The organism is Bacillus pinisoli (genome assembly GCF_023036475.1).
Taxonomy (GTDB): domain Bacteria; phylum Bacillota; class Bacilli; order Bacillales; family SA4; genus Bacillus_BS; species Bacillus_BS pinisoli.
This window is the reverse complement of sequence record NZ_JAJQKI010000002.1, coordinates 59,175-76,474: the sequence shown is the minus strand read 5'-3', so window position 1 is coordinate 76,474 and position 17,300 is coordinate 59,175. Positions and strand designations below refer to the sequence as shown.

Below are 17,300 nucleotides of genomic sequence, written 5' to 3'. Positions count from 1 at the left end.
ATGAATCTAAAAGATAAATTACTTCATGACTATAATTCGCAGTTAAGCTACGGAGGGGTAAATGGAGAAAGACTTGCTGAGCGACTTTACCAACTTTCAAAAATAGGATTAACAGAAGATAACGGATCGTTTCGATTAGGCCTTTCTTCAGAAGAAAAGGAAGCTAAACACCTTGTTAAAGAATGGATGCTACAAGCGGGCCTTGAAGTAACTGAAGATGGAGCAGGAAATGTATTTGGTAAGTTACAAGGAAATATAGAAGGAAATTCAACCATTATGTCTGGTTCACACGTTGACAGTGTTCCAAATGGAGGGCATTTTGATGGACCTTTAGGTGTTCTTACAGCGTTAGAGGTTGTAGAAGCATGGAAGGATACAAATGTAACGCCTTCAAAGAGTTTTGAAATTGCTATCTTCACCGATGAAGAGGGGGCAAGGTTCAACGGAGGTTTTACAGGAAGTGGAGCCATCACTGGCCAACTAGATTATTCATCACAACTAAAAAGAGTAGATGGAAACGGAAGAACATTTGAAGAAGTACTTCTAGAGTATGGAAGTAATGAAGAGAAATTTAGACTCGCTAAACGTGATTTAAGTGAAGTAGAATTATTCGTAGAAGTACATATCGAGCAAGGAAAGCGTTTAGAAAAAGCCAATCTGCCGGTTGGAATTGTTTCTGGTATCGCTGGACCATCATGGATGGAATTAAACTTTTATGGTGAGGCAGGCCATGCCGGTAACACACCGATGGATGATCGGAAGGACGCGCTCGTTGCAGCAAGCGAATTTATTTATAAAGTAGAATCTCTACCTAGTAAGGTGAGCCCAACGGCAGTGGCTACAGTAGGTAAAATGCAAGTAAAACCTAATGGAGTAAATGTAATACCAGGTCAGGTGACGTTATATGTAGATATAAGGGATATCTTTGAAGACACTCGAGATTCATTAATTCAGTTAGTTCTAGAGTTAGCAAAGGAAATTGCAGAAAAGCACCACATTAGCGTAACAAACGATGAAATGCTCAGAATTAAACCAGTTCCTATAAGTAAAGAGTTACATGAGAAGTTAGAAAAAACGTTTATAAAGAATAATGTTCAGCCGTTATATGTTCCAAGTGGAGCGGGACACGATGCCATGATCATTGGTAATCAAGTACCGACAGCCATGATCTTTGTAAGAAGTAAGGATGGTATTAGTCATAATCCTAAGGAATGGTCTTCCTTAAATGATTGTGTAATGGGGGTTCATGTCTTAAAGGATTTTATTGAAAGCTTAATGAGATAATGGAAAAAGTAAGACTCTGCCATATTGGTAGAGTTTTTTACTTTATCGGATGTTACTGGATATAAGCCCAGGTTTTGTGGAATAGTAAGGGTGATTTAAACGCAAATTCTAAAAATTTATATCTTATCTTACTACTATTATCTCGTGTACTTGTCATCTAGAGAGTTGCTCTTTTCTAAACATACAATAGAGCTTTAATTACTTGAGTTTAGGAAAGAGCCTAACTAAAACATATGGAGTAATGTATATGCGTAATCTTAGAAAGCCAAAGCAGCTAAGCCAGAAAGAAAGTAATCAAAATGAGGAAAAACAATCAACACCAGTTCAAGATAAACTTGAAAAAAATATTGAAATACTCAAACAACAGTTTGATAAGTGTGTCGATGTAAAATTCAGACCATTAATGGTAGGAAATCAAAGAGCTTTTATTATTTTCATTGATGGTTTGATTGATACAGTGAGCATTGAGCTTCATGCACTACACCAATTACTCTCAGAAGCTTCAACTGAAGAATTAACCGTAGAATATTTAGAACAACATATCGTATCTGTCAACCAGGTTGTAGAATCAGATGAATTAGAAAGCTTAATAAACCATATACTTGATGGAAAAACAGTATTATTAGTCAATCAACTGACGAAAGCACTAGTATTAGATGCCAAAGGTGGAGTGCGGAGGTCTGTAACAGAACCGGAAACAGAAGCTACAGTTAGAGGACCACGCGAAGGTTTTACAGAGAATATCGGAATAAATACAGCTCTCATTAGACAGAAACTGCGATCCACTAATCTAAAAACCATCTCAAAAGAAATAGGTACAGAAACAAAAACCACCGTGATGATTTTGTATTTGGAAAACCTCGCATCTCCCCAATTGGTTAAAGAAGTACAGGACAGGTTAGATCGTATTAAAATTGATGGCGTGCTCGAGAGTGGATATATTGAAGAGCTGATTGAGGATAGTCCCTATAGCTTTTTTCCGCAGATACAAAATACAGAACGTCCTGATACTGTTGTAGGAAATCTACTTGAAGGAAGAGTGTCCATTCTTGTAAATGGAACTCCTTTCGCGTTAATATTACCAGCTAATTTTTGGCAGTTTATTCAGGCAAGTGAAGATTATTACCAAAGGTACCATATTGCAATTTTTCTAAGAATTTTACGTGTGTCACTTTTGTTTCTAGCTTTACTTTTACCAGCGTTTTATATCGCGGTTACTACTTATCATCAGGAGATGATTCCGACTAATTTGCTGTTCAGTATAGCTTCTAGTAGAGAGGCCATTCCTTTCCCAGCGTTTGTAGAGGCTATGATCATGGAATCAGCGTTTGAAGCATTGAGAGAGGCAGGAATTCGCTTACCAAAAGTAATAGGACAAGCAGTAAGTATATTAGGAGCACTTGTTATTGGACAAGCTGCAGTAGAAGCCGGAATCGTGTCTGCTCCCATGGTCATTATTGTCTCACTAACTGGAATAGCCTCTTTTACTATACCTAGGTTTAATATGGCTATTTCCATACGTTTATTAAGGTTCCCGATGATGGTTTTAGCTGGGCTATTCGGACTATTTGGGATTGTGCTAGGATCCATCATATTATTAACACATCTCTGTAGCTTACGCTCATTTGGAGTCCCGTTCTTTGGTCCTCTGGGACCGTTGAAATGGAGCGAGTTAAAAGATGTGTTTGTTCGAGTACCTTGGTGGGAGATGAACAACAGACCTGAAGAAATGGCTAATGAGGACTTAACTAGAGAAGGAGATCATCTAAAGCCTTCTCCTGAAACGAATTAAGAAGCCGAAGAATAGGGTGAATCGACATGAAGAAATTGTCTATATGTATATTATGTTTATTCGTTCTAAGCGGCTGCTGGGACCGAGGCGAAGTGAATGACGTTGCTTTTGTCATTGCAACAGGTTTCGATAAAGTGGAAGAAAATTTATATCGCGTGTCTGTTCAGGTCCCTTTGCCAGGAGCAATGGGTGAGGGAACGAGCGGAGGCGGAGGAGGTACTAGTGGGGGTCCCTTTTACGTCGATTCAGGTGTTGGTCGAAATGTTCGGGAAAGTAATGATGACTTACAAAAAAGAATGTCTAGAGAATTATATTTTGGACATCGTCGTGTCCTAGTGTTTGGTGAAGAGCTTGCAAGAGGGGGATTTAAGAAGTCATTGGACGTAGTATTTGAACAACCCCAATCTCGATTATCTTCTTATGTGCTATTAACAAAAGGAGAAGCGATGAAGGTACTAAATGCAGAACCTCATTTAGAACAATTACCAGCAGAAGCAGTAAGAGAAATGGCAAAATCAAGAGATGCAATAACGGTTAAAAATGTACTCATTGATTTGTATAGAGACGGGATTGACCCTGTTATCCCTGTCATAGAAGTTGTTAAGACACAAAATGGTGAATCCAAAGATAAAAGGGATGAGTATTTACTTGATGGCTACGGTATTATGAAACATGATCAACTCAAGTTCTTTACTAGTAAAAAAGAAATGGCAGGAACTCTCTGGCTAAATGGTAAATATCAAGGACGAAACTATACATTTTCACTGGATGAAGAGTCAGAGCTGAATGTGTTTATTAATAAGTTAAAAGTAGATATTTCTAGTGCCATTCGTCATAAAGTACCTAAATTTACGATTGATATTCAGGTGAAGGCTGATATGATGCAAAACGAACCTAATCTAGATATGGAAGATGAAAAACAATATGAAAAAGCCACTTCTAAAATGGAAAATCAGATAAAAGAAGAAGTCATGGAAATTATCACCCATTCTACTTCGGAAGGAATTGATATGGTGGGATTAGGATGGCATTTGTTTCGCAGTGAGAATTATATCTGGAATGAGAAGTTCAAAGATCGGTGGGATCAAATTCTCCCAGAACTTGATATAGAAGTAAACGTAGAGGCTGAAATTAAGAGAATTATCAACTCTGGAATAAATATAAAGGAATGATGCATAATGGTTGGAATATTACTAGTGCTAATTTCATTAACAGTCATCCTTCTATTACAACGTAAAGCGATAAAAAAGAATAAAAGTGAGAGAAATAAACTAGTTTTTTTCTCATTACTTACAGTCGCATCTACACTGTTTCTCGTTTTACCATACACTCCAAGCGTCATAATGACCTATGTTAACAGTATTTTAGGATCTATAAGTAAATGGGTGGTAACAGGATGAAGAAAGAAACCATTTCTCCACTTCAAATTGCCATGATTTTAGCTAACTTACTCTTGACGGCATCATTAATTACTCTACCACAAATACTTACACAGATAGCTGGACAAAATGCTTGGCTTACTCCACTATTGGTATTCCCTGTAATCATTTTAATGATATTGTTCGGTTTAGGGAAAGGGACATTGTTTCTTCAGACTCTTGACCGCAAAGATGACATATGGTCTAAAGGTTTTTATAGTGTACTCCTTATATTCTTAGTTCTACTGTATATAAGAGATTTGCGAGCATTTGTTGATTTTATCTCATCAAGTTTATTACCAAAGACACCGATTGAGGTTATAGCGATTTTGTTAACATTAACATGCTTATATATATCTATTGGTGGTTTAGAAGTTATAGCACGTATTACGGTCATTCAATTCATAGTTTTTATTGTCATTGTCATCTTTGCCCCATTGTTGTTATTGAATGAAATTGACTTGAAAAACTTAACGCCAATTGTTCGTCCAGGAGTACTTTCTGATTTAGGGAAATCTTCCGTTTTCATGTTACCTTGGATGGGAGAAGTGGTCGTACTGTTCCTCTTACTTACTAGTATTTCAGGCAAAGACAAAGCTAAGGTTAAAAAAGCCGCAATGTATGGAACTGGCCTTGGTTTTTTTTTAATAACACTTCTTATTGCCTTAGATATTGCCGTGTTAGGTAGTGGTATTGTCTCAAAAGCGACCTATCCGAATTTTATTATGATTCAAGAAATTAATATTACAGACTTCTTAGATCGTCTTGACTTGGTAATTGTTACAGTATGGATGCCGTGTTTCATAAGCAAAATCACCTTAACACTTTACTGTATATTTCGAATCTTAGTAAGGTTAAAAGTGACTAAGACCAATTTATTATTCGCACCAGTTTCCTTATTACTTGGGATACTATCTATTATTTTATTTGAAAGTAATGCTGAACATTTAAAGTTCTCGTTTTATTCCTTCACTATAATCGGCCTTGTATTAGAAGTATTAATTGTAGGCCTGTTTTTCTTCATGAGGACAAAGAAGCAAAAAGAACTGAAAAATCAACACTCTACTTAAAAGACCCGCTATAGTTGGCGGGTCTTTTCCTTATTTATCTATTAACTACTAAAGGTACTACCTTTTCACCAATTGAACGGATGAGTTCGGCTGGCATAGGGAAGTTAAGTGCTGCAGGGTCTGAAGAAACAGCTGCAACTGTTTTTTCGAAGTCCTCGCTTGTAATTGGATAAGCAGAAAAATCACTTGGAAGACCGACTTTATATTGAAGCGTTTTTATTTTTTCTACGACTTTAGACAAAAGTGTGTCGGCTTCATCGCTTGGATTTCCGACCGATAACGCTTGAGCAAGTTCTTTTACTTTAGGTAAGTAGAGCATTGGGATGTTTTCCATTACAACTGGTAAGAAAACAGCATTAGCTAACCCATGGGGGATTCTAAATAATCCACCATATGCATGAGCGAAATTATGAACGGGAATAGCATTTAATGCAAAACTGAACGCCGTTATTCCCATCAGGCTCGCTTGGAGCATTTCCATTCTGGCGGTAATGTTTTGTCCATCCTCGACAGCTGTAGTTAAGTTCCTTTCAATGACACGAATAGCATGAAGAGCATATGCATCAGTTAATGCAGTTGCAGTAGGAGAAGCCAAAGCTTCAATAGCGTGCGTCAATGCATCAAACCCGGTAAAAGCAGTAATACTTGGTGGTAAAGTTACTGTTAAATCGGGATCCAAAATCGCAATATCAGATGCAATAAATGGATTAATGATATTTGTTTTCATTTTTAACTCTTCGTTATAAATGACAGCAATCGGTGAAACTTCTGATCCTGTACCAGCAGTTGTAGGAATCGAGATATGTGGTATTGGGATATGGGTAGCCTGTGGAAACGATTCATATAAGAATCCTCCTGGTATAGCTTCTCTTATATCCGTTAGGTTTTTGTGAAGGGCATATTTAATACCTTTAACTGTATCCAATACACTTCCTCCACCCACTGCAAGTAAAGCATCTCCACCAACTTCTCTAAAATATTTTACAGCATCGTTAACCTTTAACGATTCTGCATCTTGAGGAATGTCCAAGTACATCCCAACAAGTTCGGGTCCAACTCCTTGTGAAGTTAGATTGAAAATCTGAGCAACCTTTTCAACAATTTCGGCCTTTTCTAAACCTCGATCACTGAATAAAACGACTCTTTTTGCCCCTAAACCTCTAAACAAATCTGGAACCATTGCTCTTGTGTTACTACCTGAATTTATGGCAGTTCTCAGGTTAAATTGAGAGAGTGTTGATGTTAACATGAAATCACCTCATGATTATTATTTGTACGCTGGGTCATCGTCTCACTAAGATTGAGAGAATAATAGCTGGTACCATGGTCTTCTTTCAAGCTGAGGAACCATGGAAGTATGGACATGTTTAAGTTGTGTATACGCATCTAGTGAGTATTTACCCATTTCACGTCCAATTCCACTTTGCTTATAACCTCCAAAAGGAGCATCATTGCGAAGCATATGCCAGTCATTAATCCATACAACACCTGCTCTAAGCTTTTTAGCAACGTCATATGCCTTATTTACATCCTTTGTCCAAACACCTGCAGCTAATCCATAGATTGTGTCATTCGCCATTTTCATGACTTCCTCAACAGAACTGTATCGAATAACAGAAAGAACAGGGCCAAATATTTCTTCTTGGGCAATTTTCATTTTGTTTGTGACATTAGTAAAGATCGTAGGTTCAATAAAGTAACCACCCTCACATCCAGGTACATTCACTTCATTTCCTCCGCATAGAATTGTGGCACCTTCCTCTTTCCCTGCTTGTATATAGGAAAGAATGGTATCTCTTTGTTGCTTAGAAATAACAGGTCCCATATCTGTTTCAGGAGCAAGTGGGTGACCGAGCTTTACCTTCTTTGTGAGTTCTACTAATCTCTCTACCACTTCATCGTAAAGGTTGTCTGGAACGAATAATCTAGTTCCTGACTCACAAAGTTGACCTGAATGTAAAAATACACCGAATAAACTACCGGGAATTGCAATGTCTAAATCTGCATCCTCAAGTAAAATATTTGGAGATTTTCCACCAAGTTCTAGCGTGGTATTTTTAATCGTTTCGGCAGCCAGACCCATAATCCTACGGCCAACTTCGGTTGATCCTGTAAAAGCCACTTTATCCACTTCAGGATGACTAGCCAGGTATTCTCCTACTTCTTTTCCTGAACCCGGAACTACATTAATAACTCCTGGAGGTACAACATTTGAGATGATTTCTGCAAGTTTAAGTGTCGTTAATGGTGTGTAGCTTGCCGGCTTAAGTACAATGGTGTTACCCATTGCAAGCGCAGGAGCAATCTTCCAGGTAGCAATAAGCATCGGCATATTCCATGGAGTAATGGCTGCACAAACACCAATTGGCTCTCTCCAGACAAAGTTATGAGATGGGCCTGGGAATGGAGGAACAGGAAGAGTTTCTGAAAAGGGATATTCCACTACAAATTTAGCCATTTGCTGAAATAGATCCGCCATTTGGAGAATATCATTAGATGAAACACGACGGACAGTTCCCCCGGAACTCATAACTTCCAGATAAACTAATTCTTCTGCATGTGCAATAATTTGATAGGAGATATTGTTTAATACTTGTGCACGTTCCTTTGGCTTCATTTCCCGCCAGGAATCGTTTTCAAAGGCAGCTCTTGCCGCTTGAACAGCTCGATCAACATCTTCTTTTGTTCCTTTGGAAACTCTAGCAAAAGCTTCTCCAGTTGCAGGACTAACTACATTAAAGGTTTCATTACCTGTTGCAGGAGTCCATTGTCCATTAATAAATAAATGAAATGTCTTTAATTCCACATGGGTCGTCATACTTTTTCCTCCTTAGAATGAACTTGAATACTTAAAACGCATACATGGTATTTGAAAATTCTGAACAAACAAGGTAAAATGGTAATGTAAGTGCTTACATAAATCATAAGTAAACATGCTTTTTATTCATATATCTGAAAATGTAGGGAGGGGATTTGTCGAATGTTGGATAAGGAGATTTGTAATTACCTTGAATCTCTTAAGCTACTAAAGAATCCTGATAAAAAAATGGAAGGTATTCTAGAGGGGTGCACGAGGTTTTTTCCTTTTCAAAGGGCCTCTATCTTTACTTATTCACCCTTAAACTATTATGGAGAAGGTATTTTACAGATTGAATATGGAAAATTTAATCCAATGTGCTCCATCAAAGAGGATGTTAGGACGATCCCACCACTTTATTTTTCCATCACGAATAAACGACCGCTTACGATAAAGATAGATCCAACAGGTAAGAATTTTCCTCTTAAATATGTAAAACAATTCAATTTAACCTCCATGCTAATCATACCTGTTTGTTTTAATCACACTGTCATTGGTACTGTGTTTTTAGACCACTTCAAGGAAATCCAAACTATAGAAAACTATGATTCAATTAGTGTATACCACTACTATAAAAAAGCGGCAGAAATTCTAACCTCAGCACCACACAACAACCAAGTATTAAGTAATCGTGAAATAGAAGTACTCCAAAGACTTTCCTATGGCTATAGCCTGAAGGAAATGGCAGATGATATGAACATTAGTGAATATACTGTGAGAGATTATTTAACAGCTGTTAATCGGAAACTCGGTACAAAACATCGAGCAGAAGCTGTTGGTGTGGCTCTTCGGACTGGAATTATTTCTTAATTAATACTTAAGTTTGATGGAATAACGCTAGAAGAGGGCAATAACAATCAAGTATGAATAATTTCTAAATTATTGCAGTGAGAAAAAAAGAGAGGTCTCTTAATGCAGATTACTATCTACTCTAACTAGATCGTGATAAACTTGGTTACTATATTTATTACTACCATTGATTCGGAGGTTATCATGACAGTTTCCATAAAAATCTATTCAGATTATGTTTGACCATTTTGCTTAATTGCGGAGGTTCCGCTTCAAGAGGCAATAAAAGGAAAAGATGTTGAAGTTGAATGGATGCCTTATGAATTACGACCATATCCTACTGAAACGCTTAGACCTGAAGGAGAATATCTTCAGAATGCATGGAAAAACAGTGTTTACCCTATGGCCGATCATTATGGAGTAAAAATGGTATTACCTAAAGTTTCTCCACAACCATATACTCATCTTGCATTTGAAGGGTATCAATATGCTAAAGAGCATGGTAAGGCTAATGAATATAATCATCGAATGTTTACTGCTTTTTTTCAGGATGAACTAGATATAGGTGATATTGATGTCTTAACTTCTATAGCGGCTGAGCTTGGACTGGATACAGAAGAGTACAAACTTGCCCTAGAAACAAGAAAACACAAGGAATTGCATCTCCAATCTTTACAACATGCTTATAATGAAGCTAACATTCAGGCAGTTCCAACTTTTATCATAGGGAACACGGTCGTCCAAGGGGCGCGACCAAAAGAAGTATTAGAACAGATCATTGAGGAAGAATTAAAAGTGAAACCTATCCCACTTCATACCGAAGGAATGGTATGTGGTCCGGATGGTTGTGATTCATAATTCATGTATGACAAGAACCTCTTCAATTTTAGGAAGAGGTTTTTTTAATACGATTCATTAAAGGAGAATGTTACAATAGTTTTAAAAAAGGGTGAGAATATGAGCCAACCGGTAGTTGTCGTGACAGGGTCTTCGAGTGGTTTTGGTTTACATACTTGTTTGGCCTTTGCAAAAGCAGGATATCGCGTTGTTGCTACAATGAGAAACACGGACAGAGGAGAAGAGCTTATTCAACAAGCTGCTCTTTTGAATGTAGGGGATTCTATTCATGTATATCCACTTGATGTGACGTCTGAACAATCTATCCAAAGTTGGAAAGGATATATGGAGCAAATTGGCCGAATTGACATTTTAGTAAACAATGCAGGCTATGCTGGAGCAGGATTTGTAGAAGAAATCCCGATTAATGAATATCGAAAGCAGTTTGAAACAAATGTCTTCGGAGTGATTTCAGTTACACAAGCCATTTTGCCCATGATGAGAGAGCAAAAATTAGGGAAGATTATAAATATCAGTAGCATAAGTGGAAGAATTGCCTTTCCTGGATTATCACCTTACATAGCTTCAAAACATGCATTAGAAGGTTGGAGTGAGTCATTAAGACTTGAGGTAAAACCGTTTGGATTAGACGTAATCTTAATTGAACCGGGTTCATATCAGACCAATATATGGTCTACAGGGAAGCAAGTGACGGAAAGGTCATTACAAATTGATTCTCCTTATTACCCTTTTATGAAAAAACTTGAAGCATTATTGAAGGAAGGGGAATCATCATTCGGTGAACCAAACGAAGTCGCGCAGTTAATTGTTAAGGTAGCGAAACAAAAAAATCCACCTCTGCGCTTTCCGATTGGAAAAGGAGTAAAACAGGGAATTGCTTTAAAGCATTTAATCCCATGGCAGATGTGGGAGAAAATCTTTTTAAATAAGTTGAAATAGTTTAAAAAGAAAAAGTTACTATACTTGTTAAAGATTAGTAAAATCGGGTAGAGTAAAAAGAGTGAAAGATATAAAAAGGAGTGTTGGTTATGGCAAAGACATTTGATGCTTTACCAGAGGCATTAGTTGAAACTTTAAAAAAGGAAGTAATTGTTTCACTTATCACAGTAAATGAACATAATAATCCTGAGGTTAGTGCAGTGTCTTGGGTATTATCAAGCGAAGATGGTAAAAAAATTGGTATTGCAGTAGGTCATAAAGGTTCAAGTATGTCGAATGTGCAACAGAATCCAAATGTGACGTTAGGTTTTTTTGCAGACGAAAGCTATTATTCTGTAAAGGGAACAGGAACAGTATCTGAGATTATCGAGAAAACAATGAAATATCGTGTCATCACTGTAGATGTTAAAGAAGTAGAAGATGTCATTTTCTATGGCGGTAAAGTAACGCAGCAACCTGCATACGAAAAAACATACGATGCACAACTTGCTGAAAAATTAGATAACGAAGTCCACGAAATACTAACTGAAGCATTAAAATAATACATGTTTCATTAAGGCTCTTTTCTAAAACTTAGTTGCTTTTCAACCTACTTTAATAATAAACATACCTTCTTATACTATAAGACCGAAGTGACAATTGTTAAAAAAGAGCAGCTCTCTCTATTTATAGCACTGACCACAGTACTACCGAGTAAAAATCCGGCTTCCTGAGATTTTTACGAAATATACGAAATGAGCCTATATTAAAAAAAGAAGGTGTTTGCACCTTCTTTTTTTAATGCTTGTATAAATCAAGACGTAGTTTGGCGTCCTTTACTTTTTCATTGAACGCTTGACTATCACTATGTTCTTCGCTGTCGACTGACTGTATATATTGCTCATTTGTCACATAAAACACTTCGTTCTCGAGATGACCATTTTCACTGCTCATTAACATGCTCCTTTCCAAGAATTCTGTTCTTATTCTTATACTTTCTACAATAGGGTGACTTTTTAAACGAGATGTGTTTTATTTTTTAGATAAGTCATACGTATAACTGCTCATTAATTGTTATAATAGGGTATATTTTAAATCGAGGTGTGACCATGGGCATTAAATTCTCAAGGAAAATGGACAGTTTTCAAACTAGTATATTTAATGAACTGTCTTCATATAAAAAACAAAAGCTGCAAGATGGACAAGAAATAATAGATTTAAGTGTGGGGAGTCCGGATCTACCGCCACCCCAATTTGTAATGGATGAACTGTCGACTTATGCAAAAGATCCACTTTCCTATGGATATACGTTAACCGGAACAGCTGAATTCAAAACAGCAGTTAGTCATTACTATAGAGAAAACTACGGAGTAAAGCTTTCACCAACCGACGAAACATTAATGCTAATGGGTTCTCAGGACGGACTTGTTCATTTGCCAATGGTAGTAACAGATCCAAATGACATTATTTTAGTACCAGATCCTGGCTATACTGCTTACGCTGCTGGAATTTCATTAGCTGAAGCAACGCCTTATCCAATGCCGCTTAAAGCAGAAAATAATTTCTTACCTGATTTAAGTATCATTCCAGAGGAAGTCTGTCATAAAGCTAAGCTTATGATTATTAATTTTCCTGGTAATCCAGTACCAGCCATGGCGACATTAGACTTTTTTAAAGAGGTTGTGGCGTTTGCCCAAAAATATAATATCCTGGTCCTTCACGACTTTGCGTATTGTGAGCTTTATTATGATCAAAAGCCTATTAGTTTCTTATCTGTTGAAGGAGCAAAAGACGTTGGGATTGAGTTTAATTCAATGTCAAAGAGTTTTAATATGGCAGGTTGCAGAATAGGCTTTGTCGTAGGTAATGCTGAAATCATATCAGGCCTCGACCGTCTAAAGTCGAATCTAGATTATGGTGTCTTTCTACCTATTCAAAAGGCAGCAATCCAAGCATTAAGAAATGACTCAGGGTTCACAACTGAATTACGAGCGATCTACAAGAAACGAAGAGATGTTTTTGTTAATGGTCTAAGTGAAATTGGTTGGCAAGTATCCTCACCACCAGCTTCAATGTTTGTATGGGCAGAAGTACCTCCAGGCTATACATCAAAAGAATTTACATACAAATTGTTAGATGAGGCTGGAGTTGTGGTGATACCAGGTAATGCGTTTGGCACACAAGGAGAAGGCTACGTAAGAGTAGGTATTGTCCAACCAGAAGAAGTACTACAAAAAGCCGTTAATAAAATAAAAGAGAGTGGTATTTTAACGCGTTAACGCATCGGGGGCCTGGCCCCCGATGCGTTAATGTACTAAAGGAAAGGCATTCCGGATTAGGGGGAGATCGAGTGAAGTCTACTAATGAGAGAATACTTGAACATTTTCATTATTTACATGAGCATCCTGAGTTGAGTTTTGAGGAAGTAAATACGACTAGGTATATTGAGAAGGTCTTAGTTGAAAGTGGATATCGTACGAGGACGTTTGCTGGTTTTACTGGTGTTGTCGGTGAGATTGGTCAGGGTAAACCTGTTGTTGCCGTTCGGGCAGATATGGATGCACTTTGGCAGGAAGTAGATGGGGAATTTAAAGCGAATCATTCTTGTGGTCACGATGCTCATATGGCAATGGTATTGGGAATTATTGAGGAATTACATAATGTAGCTGAGCTTCCGAATGGAACGGTTCGCCTTATTTTCCAGCCAGCTGAGGAGAAGGGGACAGGAGCACTTAAGTTGGTGGAGGAAGGGGTCGTGGATGACGTTGATTATCTGTTTGGTGTCCATTTACGACCGATTCAAGAGATGGGGAGTGGTAAAGCAACACCTGCCATTATCCACGGGGCTGCAAGATTTATAGAAGGTAAAATTATTGCAGAAGATCTGCATGGGGCAAGACCACATCTAGGTGCAAATGCGATTGAAGTGGGGGCAGCGCTTGTTCAGATGACAAACGGAATTCATCTGGATCCAATGATTCCTTACTCAGTGAAAATGACGTCTTTTCACGCTGGAGGAAAGAGCTTAAATATAATCCCTGGTAAAGCTACATTCGGTCTTGATTTACGTGCTCAGAGTAATGAGACAATGGATCAGCTTGTTAAAACAATCCAGGAGCGAATTACTTCATTGGAAGCCTATTATCAAGTGCAGATTCCTATTAATTTTACCGCTCATATCGCAGCTGCTAAAGTGCATGAAGAGGCTCAAAGTATCATGAATGATGCAATAAGTGACATTCTAGGTGAACAAAATGTTGAACCTCCTTTAGTGACAACCGGAGGAGATGATTTCCACTTCTATACCATTAAAAGACCACATCTTAAAGCAACGATGCTGGGGTTAGGGTGTAATCTTCAACCGGGACTTCATCACCCAAAGATGAACTTTGATCAGAGCGCTTTAACAATTGGGACATCCATCCTCACGAAAGCGGTTCTATTAACTTTACAAAAGGAAGTTAGATAAAACATGTATGATATACGTTCATTAACATCACTAGATGAGATCAAACAAGTTCAATCTATTGAAGAACAAGTATGGAACACTCAGCCTATTCCGGATCATCAAATATATACAGTCATACATAACGGTGGAATTCTTCTTGGTGCCTATGATGGAGATCAATTAATCGGTTTTTTATACAGCTTCCCAGGATATAAGAATGGTATGGTTTATTTATGCTCACACATGCTCGGGATTCTACCATCCTACCGAAAAGGTGGACTAGGCGAAAGAATGAAGAAATACCAACTTAAGCTCGCCAAATCAATGGGGTATACATTAATTACATGGACCTTTGACCCACTAGAAAGTGTTAACGCATATCTAAACATTCATAAGTTACAAGGAATTACAGAGTCATATTTAGAGAACCACTATGGTAATCTCAATGACTCTTTGAATCAGGGACTTCCCACTGACCGATTCATAGTGGAATGGTGGATTAACAGTACACACGTAAATGAAACAAGAATGATAACTACGAAAGATTGCAAATCACTGCTCCAAACTAGAGTTCAGGAAGCTGGCTTGCCGGTAATCACAAGCATAAACAATAATAAAAATCTGGTAGAAGAGTGTTATATTGTCCCAATACCGGATGATTTTCAAGGTATGAAAAGGAAAGACCCTGAACTTGCAATAGAATGGAGATTAAGAACAAGAATGATTTTTCAACAACTATTTTCAAGTGGTTATGTAGCTGTGAATCTTGAAAGAAAGTCTGAACTAGCGATAAGTAACTATCTCTTTGTTAAAAAAGAGAATGTAGAAATATAGGAGTGGTAAACATGAATCCAATTCAAATAAAAAAAATTATACTCCATAAACTAGTGATGAAGTTAAAGGACCCATTCTCTACAAGTTTCGGAACGTTTCAAGATAAAGAGTTTTTCGTTACGGAAGTAGTCGATGAAAATGGATTCCAAGGTTTTGGAGAATCGGTTGCATTCACAAGCCCATGGTATAGCGAGGAGACAGTAAAGACAAATGAACATGTCATATGTGACTTTTTAATTCCTCTCTTATTTCAAGCACCCATTCATCATCCAGATGAGGTTACTACTCGTTTTGCTATTATTCGTCGAAATAATATGGCAAAATCAGCGTTAGAAGGAGCTATCTGGGATCTCTTTGCGAAACGAAGCAATTTAACACTTTCTGAAGCTTTAGGAGGTAGAAAGAGTCAAATTGATGTTGGAATAAGTATCGGAATCCAGCCTAGCGTAAAAGAGCTAATTCAAGTCATTGAAAATTATGTCTTGGAAGGCTATAAACGAATAAAAATTAAGATTAAGCCGGGCTGGGATGTCGATGTATTAAGAGAGGTACGGAAGCAGTTTCCTAATACTGCCTTAATGGCTGATGCTAATTCAGCTTATACACTTAAGGATATTGACCATTTAAAACGATTAGATGATCTTCAATTAACGATGATTGAACAGCCATTAGCACATGATGACATATATGACCATGCGAAACTACAAAAAGAAATCACCACTCCTGTTTGTCTGGATGAAAGTATTCATTCCTTCGATGATGTAAGACATGCAGTTGAACTAGGTAGTTGTAAGATCATCAACGTGAAAATTGGTCGAGTTGGCGGATTAACAGAGTCCAAAAAAATTCATGATTATTGCCTACAACAAGGCATTCCGGTATGGTGCGGAGGTATGCTTGAAGCCGGCATAGGACGTGCTCATAATATTGCATTAACGACCTTAGATCAATTTGTCTTACCTGGAGATACAGCAGCGTCAAGTCGTTATTGGACAAAGGATATTATTGAACCTGAAGTGTTGGTGGATAACGGGGTTATTCATGTTCCATCTAAAACTGGAATTGGCTTTGATGTAAACTGGACAAATCTAGAATCCTATCGAGTTGACAAACAAATTTTTCACGCAAAATACACTAATTAAAAGTATGAAAAAACGATAACAATTTATGTAATAAGATAAATTGACAATAATATTATTATGTAAACTAGACATAGCAACTAATCATCATTTTTTGAAGAGGGTAGTTTAAAATAGCAAATATACCTATAGGTATTTATAAGATCGTAACCTATATAAAATTCTAAGAATTTTACAAATGAAGGAACCCGATTTGGGTTCCTTCTTTTAACAACAATTGCCAGTATCACCTATTAGAGATAACCCACTCTTATCTCCGCTTAAATCTAATACTAAGCCTTCCGTATTTTGTTTAATTCTAGGTTCAATAGCAACTGTAGTATCATTAATTGTTAAGATTTCATCTTCTGCTTCAGGCTCATCCAGAGCCAGTCCAATCATTGGCGCACCTCAGCCAAAGCCTGCAAAATAAATACGTACAGTTTTAGAGCTTTGTTTTAGAAAATCACGAGCTTCATCTGTAATAATCATGTCGTTCATCCTTTCAATAATTAACTTCTATAAGAAGACTATCTTTATACTATCAGAAATACCCCAATATGTAATTTATAATGCACAACTTTTAATTAATCCTAATACTAAAATAGCTAGCAATAATTAATAAGTATATACTTTTTTGTAAATTATTGTTTATTCTTGTCGAATATTGGTTAAATTTAACAATAACACAAATAAAAAGGAGGTAAGAAATGGAAATTAATATGAGCATGGATGAGGTTATGATAGGAATTAGGAGACTAAATGACCGTGAAGAGAGTTTAAGTAAGAAGAAGGTAAAAGAAGCACACCCACAATTAATGAGACATGCACTTCACTATTTTCCAAATTGGGAAAGTGCGATTAAACAGAGTATTTCATAAAAAACAAAAAAGGCGTGTGATCAACTTTTTGGT

General features: G+C 37.2%; 18 protein-coding genes. 14 read left to right on the top strand and 4 right to left on the bottom strand.

Annotated features, from left to right (window positions below; genetic code table 11):
- From LT143_RS02725 to LT143_RS02705, 5 genes are all read left to right on the top strand, one after another.
- Positions 1 to 1,284, top strand: a complete 1,284-nt coding sequence (locus tag LT143_RS02725) for a Zn-dependent hydrolase (protein ID WP_246939407.1) — start codon at positions 1 to 3, stop codon at positions 1,282 to 1,284.
- Between the two features lie 247 nt (positions 1,285 to 1,531).
- Complete coding sequence (locus tag LT143_RS02720; RefSeq protein ID WP_246939405.1) at positions 1,532 to 3,076, top strand: spore germination protein; 1,545 nt, start codon at positions 1,532 to 1,534, stop codon at positions 3,074 to 3,076.
- Between the two features lie 26 nt (positions 3,077 to 3,102).
- On the top strand, positions 3,103 to 4,248 hold the full coding sequence (locus LT143_RS02715) for a Ger(x)C family spore germination protein (RefSeq protein WP_246939403.1): 1,146 nt from the start codon (positions 3,103 to 3,105) through the stop codon (positions 4,246 to 4,248).
- 6 nt (positions 4,249 to 4,254) lie between these two features.
- Positions 4,255 to 4,476 carry a hypothetical protein gene (locus LT143_RS02710; RefSeq protein WP_246939401.1) on the top strand — a complete coding sequence of 74 codons (222 nt, stop codon included), beginning with the start codon at positions 4,255 to 4,257 and terminating at the stop codon, positions 4,474 to 4,476.
- Entirely contained in the window at positions 4,473 to 5,564 is a 1,092-nt protein-coding gene (locus LT143_RS02705) for a GerAB/ArcD/ProY family transporter (protein ID WP_246939399.1), read from the top strand. The genes LT143_RS02710 and LT143_RS02705 overlap by 4 nt, the downstream gene beginning before the upstream one ends.
- 34 nt (positions 5,565 to 5,598) lie before the next feature.
- Here the strand turns inward: LT143_RS02705 and LT143_RS02700 are convergent, their stop codons facing one another.
- Positions 5,599 to 6,813 carry an iron-containing alcohol dehydrogenase gene (locus LT143_RS02700; RefSeq protein WP_246939396.1) on the bottom strand — a complete coding sequence of 405 codons (1,215 nt, stop codon included), beginning with the start codon at positions 6,811 to 6,813 and terminating at the stop codon, positions 5,599 to 5,601.
- Between the two features lie 45 nt (positions 6,814 to 6,858).
- Positions 6,859 to 8,382 carry an aldehyde dehydrogenase family protein gene (locus LT143_RS02695; protein WP_246939393.1) on the bottom strand — a complete coding sequence of 508 codons (1,524 nt, stop codon included), beginning with the start codon at positions 8,380 to 8,382 and terminating at the stop codon, positions 6,859 to 6,861.
- A 162-nt stretch (positions 8,383 to 8,544) separates the two neighbouring features.
- Between LT143_RS02695 and LT143_RS02690 the strand changes: the two genes are divergently transcribed.
- The 4 genes from LT143_RS02690 to LT143_RS02675 all read left to right on the top strand — a co-directional run bounded on the left by LT143_RS02690 (position 8,545) and on the right by LT143_RS02675 (position 11,549).
- The gene (locus LT143_RS02690) at positions 8,545 to 9,231 is read left to right on the top strand and encodes a helix-turn-helix domain-containing protein (RefSeq protein WP_246939389.1); all 687 of its coding nucleotides are present in this window, start codon (positions 8,545 to 8,547) and stop codon (positions 9,229 to 9,231) included.
- A 183-nt stretch (positions 9,232 to 9,414) separates the two neighbouring features.
- Positions 9,415 to 10,068, top strand: coding sequence for a DsbA family oxidoreductase (locus tag LT143_RS02685; RefSeq protein WP_246939386.1), 654 nt, complete (start codon positions 9,415 to 9,417; stop codon positions 10,066 to 10,068).
- A 99-nt stretch (positions 10,069 to 10,167) separates the two neighbouring features.
- A complete protein-coding gene (locus LT143_RS02680) occupies positions 10,168 to 11,007 on the top strand; it encodes an oxidoreductase (protein WP_246939385.1) in 840 nt (279 codons plus the stop codon).
- Positions 11,008 to 11,096: 89 nt separating this feature from the next.
- Complete coding sequence (locus LT143_RS02675) at positions 11,097 to 11,549, top strand: pyridoxamine 5'-phosphate oxidase family protein (protein WP_246939383.1); 453 nt, start codon at positions 11,097 to 11,099, stop codon at positions 11,547 to 11,549.
- A 235-nt stretch (positions 11,550 to 11,784) separates the two neighbouring features.
- On the opposite strand, the gene LT143_RS02670 is transcribed toward LT143_RS02675, so the two are convergent.
- Positions 11,785 to 11,940, bottom strand: a complete 156-nt coding sequence (locus LT143_RS02670; RefSeq protein WP_246939381.1) for a hypothetical protein — start codon at positions 11,938 to 11,940, stop codon at positions 11,785 to 11,787.
- Positions 11,941 to 12,095: 155 nt separating this feature from the next.
- Between LT143_RS02670 and LT143_RS02665 the strand changes: the two genes are divergently transcribed.
- From LT143_RS02665 to menC, 4 genes are all read left to right on the top strand, one after another.
- Complete coding sequence (locus tag LT143_RS02665; RefSeq protein ID WP_246939379.1) at positions 12,096 to 13,265, top strand: LL-diaminopimelate aminotransferase; 1,170 nt, start codon at positions 12,096 to 12,098, stop codon at positions 13,263 to 13,265.
- 71 nt (positions 13,266 to 13,336) lie between these two features.
- Positions 13,337 to 14,455, top strand: a complete 1,119-nt coding sequence (locus tag LT143_RS02660; protein ID WP_246939377.1) for a M20 peptidase aminoacylase family protein — start codon at positions 13,337 to 13,339, stop codon at positions 14,453 to 14,455.
- A gap of 3 nt (positions 14,456 to 14,458) precedes the next feature.
- Complete coding sequence (locus LT143_RS02655; protein ID WP_246939376.1) at positions 14,459 to 15,268, top strand: GNAT family N-acetyltransferase; 810 nt, start codon at positions 14,459 to 14,461, stop codon at positions 15,266 to 15,268.
- A gap of 11 nt (positions 15,269 to 15,279) precedes the next feature.
- Complete coding sequence (menC, locus tag LT143_RS02650; protein WP_246939374.1) at positions 15,280 to 16,410, top strand: o-succinylbenzoate synthase; 1,131 nt, start codon at positions 15,280 to 15,282, stop codon at positions 16,408 to 16,410.
- Between the two features lie 204 nt (positions 16,411 to 16,614).
- Here menC and LT143_RS02645 read toward each other — a convergent pair whose 3' ends face one another.
- Complete coding sequence (locus LT143_RS02645; RefSeq protein ID WP_246939372.1) at positions 16,615 to 16,788, bottom strand: hypothetical protein; 174 nt, start codon at positions 16,786 to 16,788, stop codon at positions 16,615 to 16,617.
- Between the two features lie 308 nt (positions 16,789 to 17,096).
- Here LT143_RS02645 and LT143_RS02640 point away from each other — a divergent pair, with 308 nt between their 5' ends.
- Positions 17,097 to 17,267: a hypothetical protein gene (locus LT143_RS02640; protein WP_246939370.1), complete on the top strand. Its 171-nt coding sequence runs from the start codon at positions 17,097 to 17,099 to the stop codon at positions 17,265 to 17,267.
- Positions 17,268 to 17,300 lie beyond the last annotated feature (33 nt).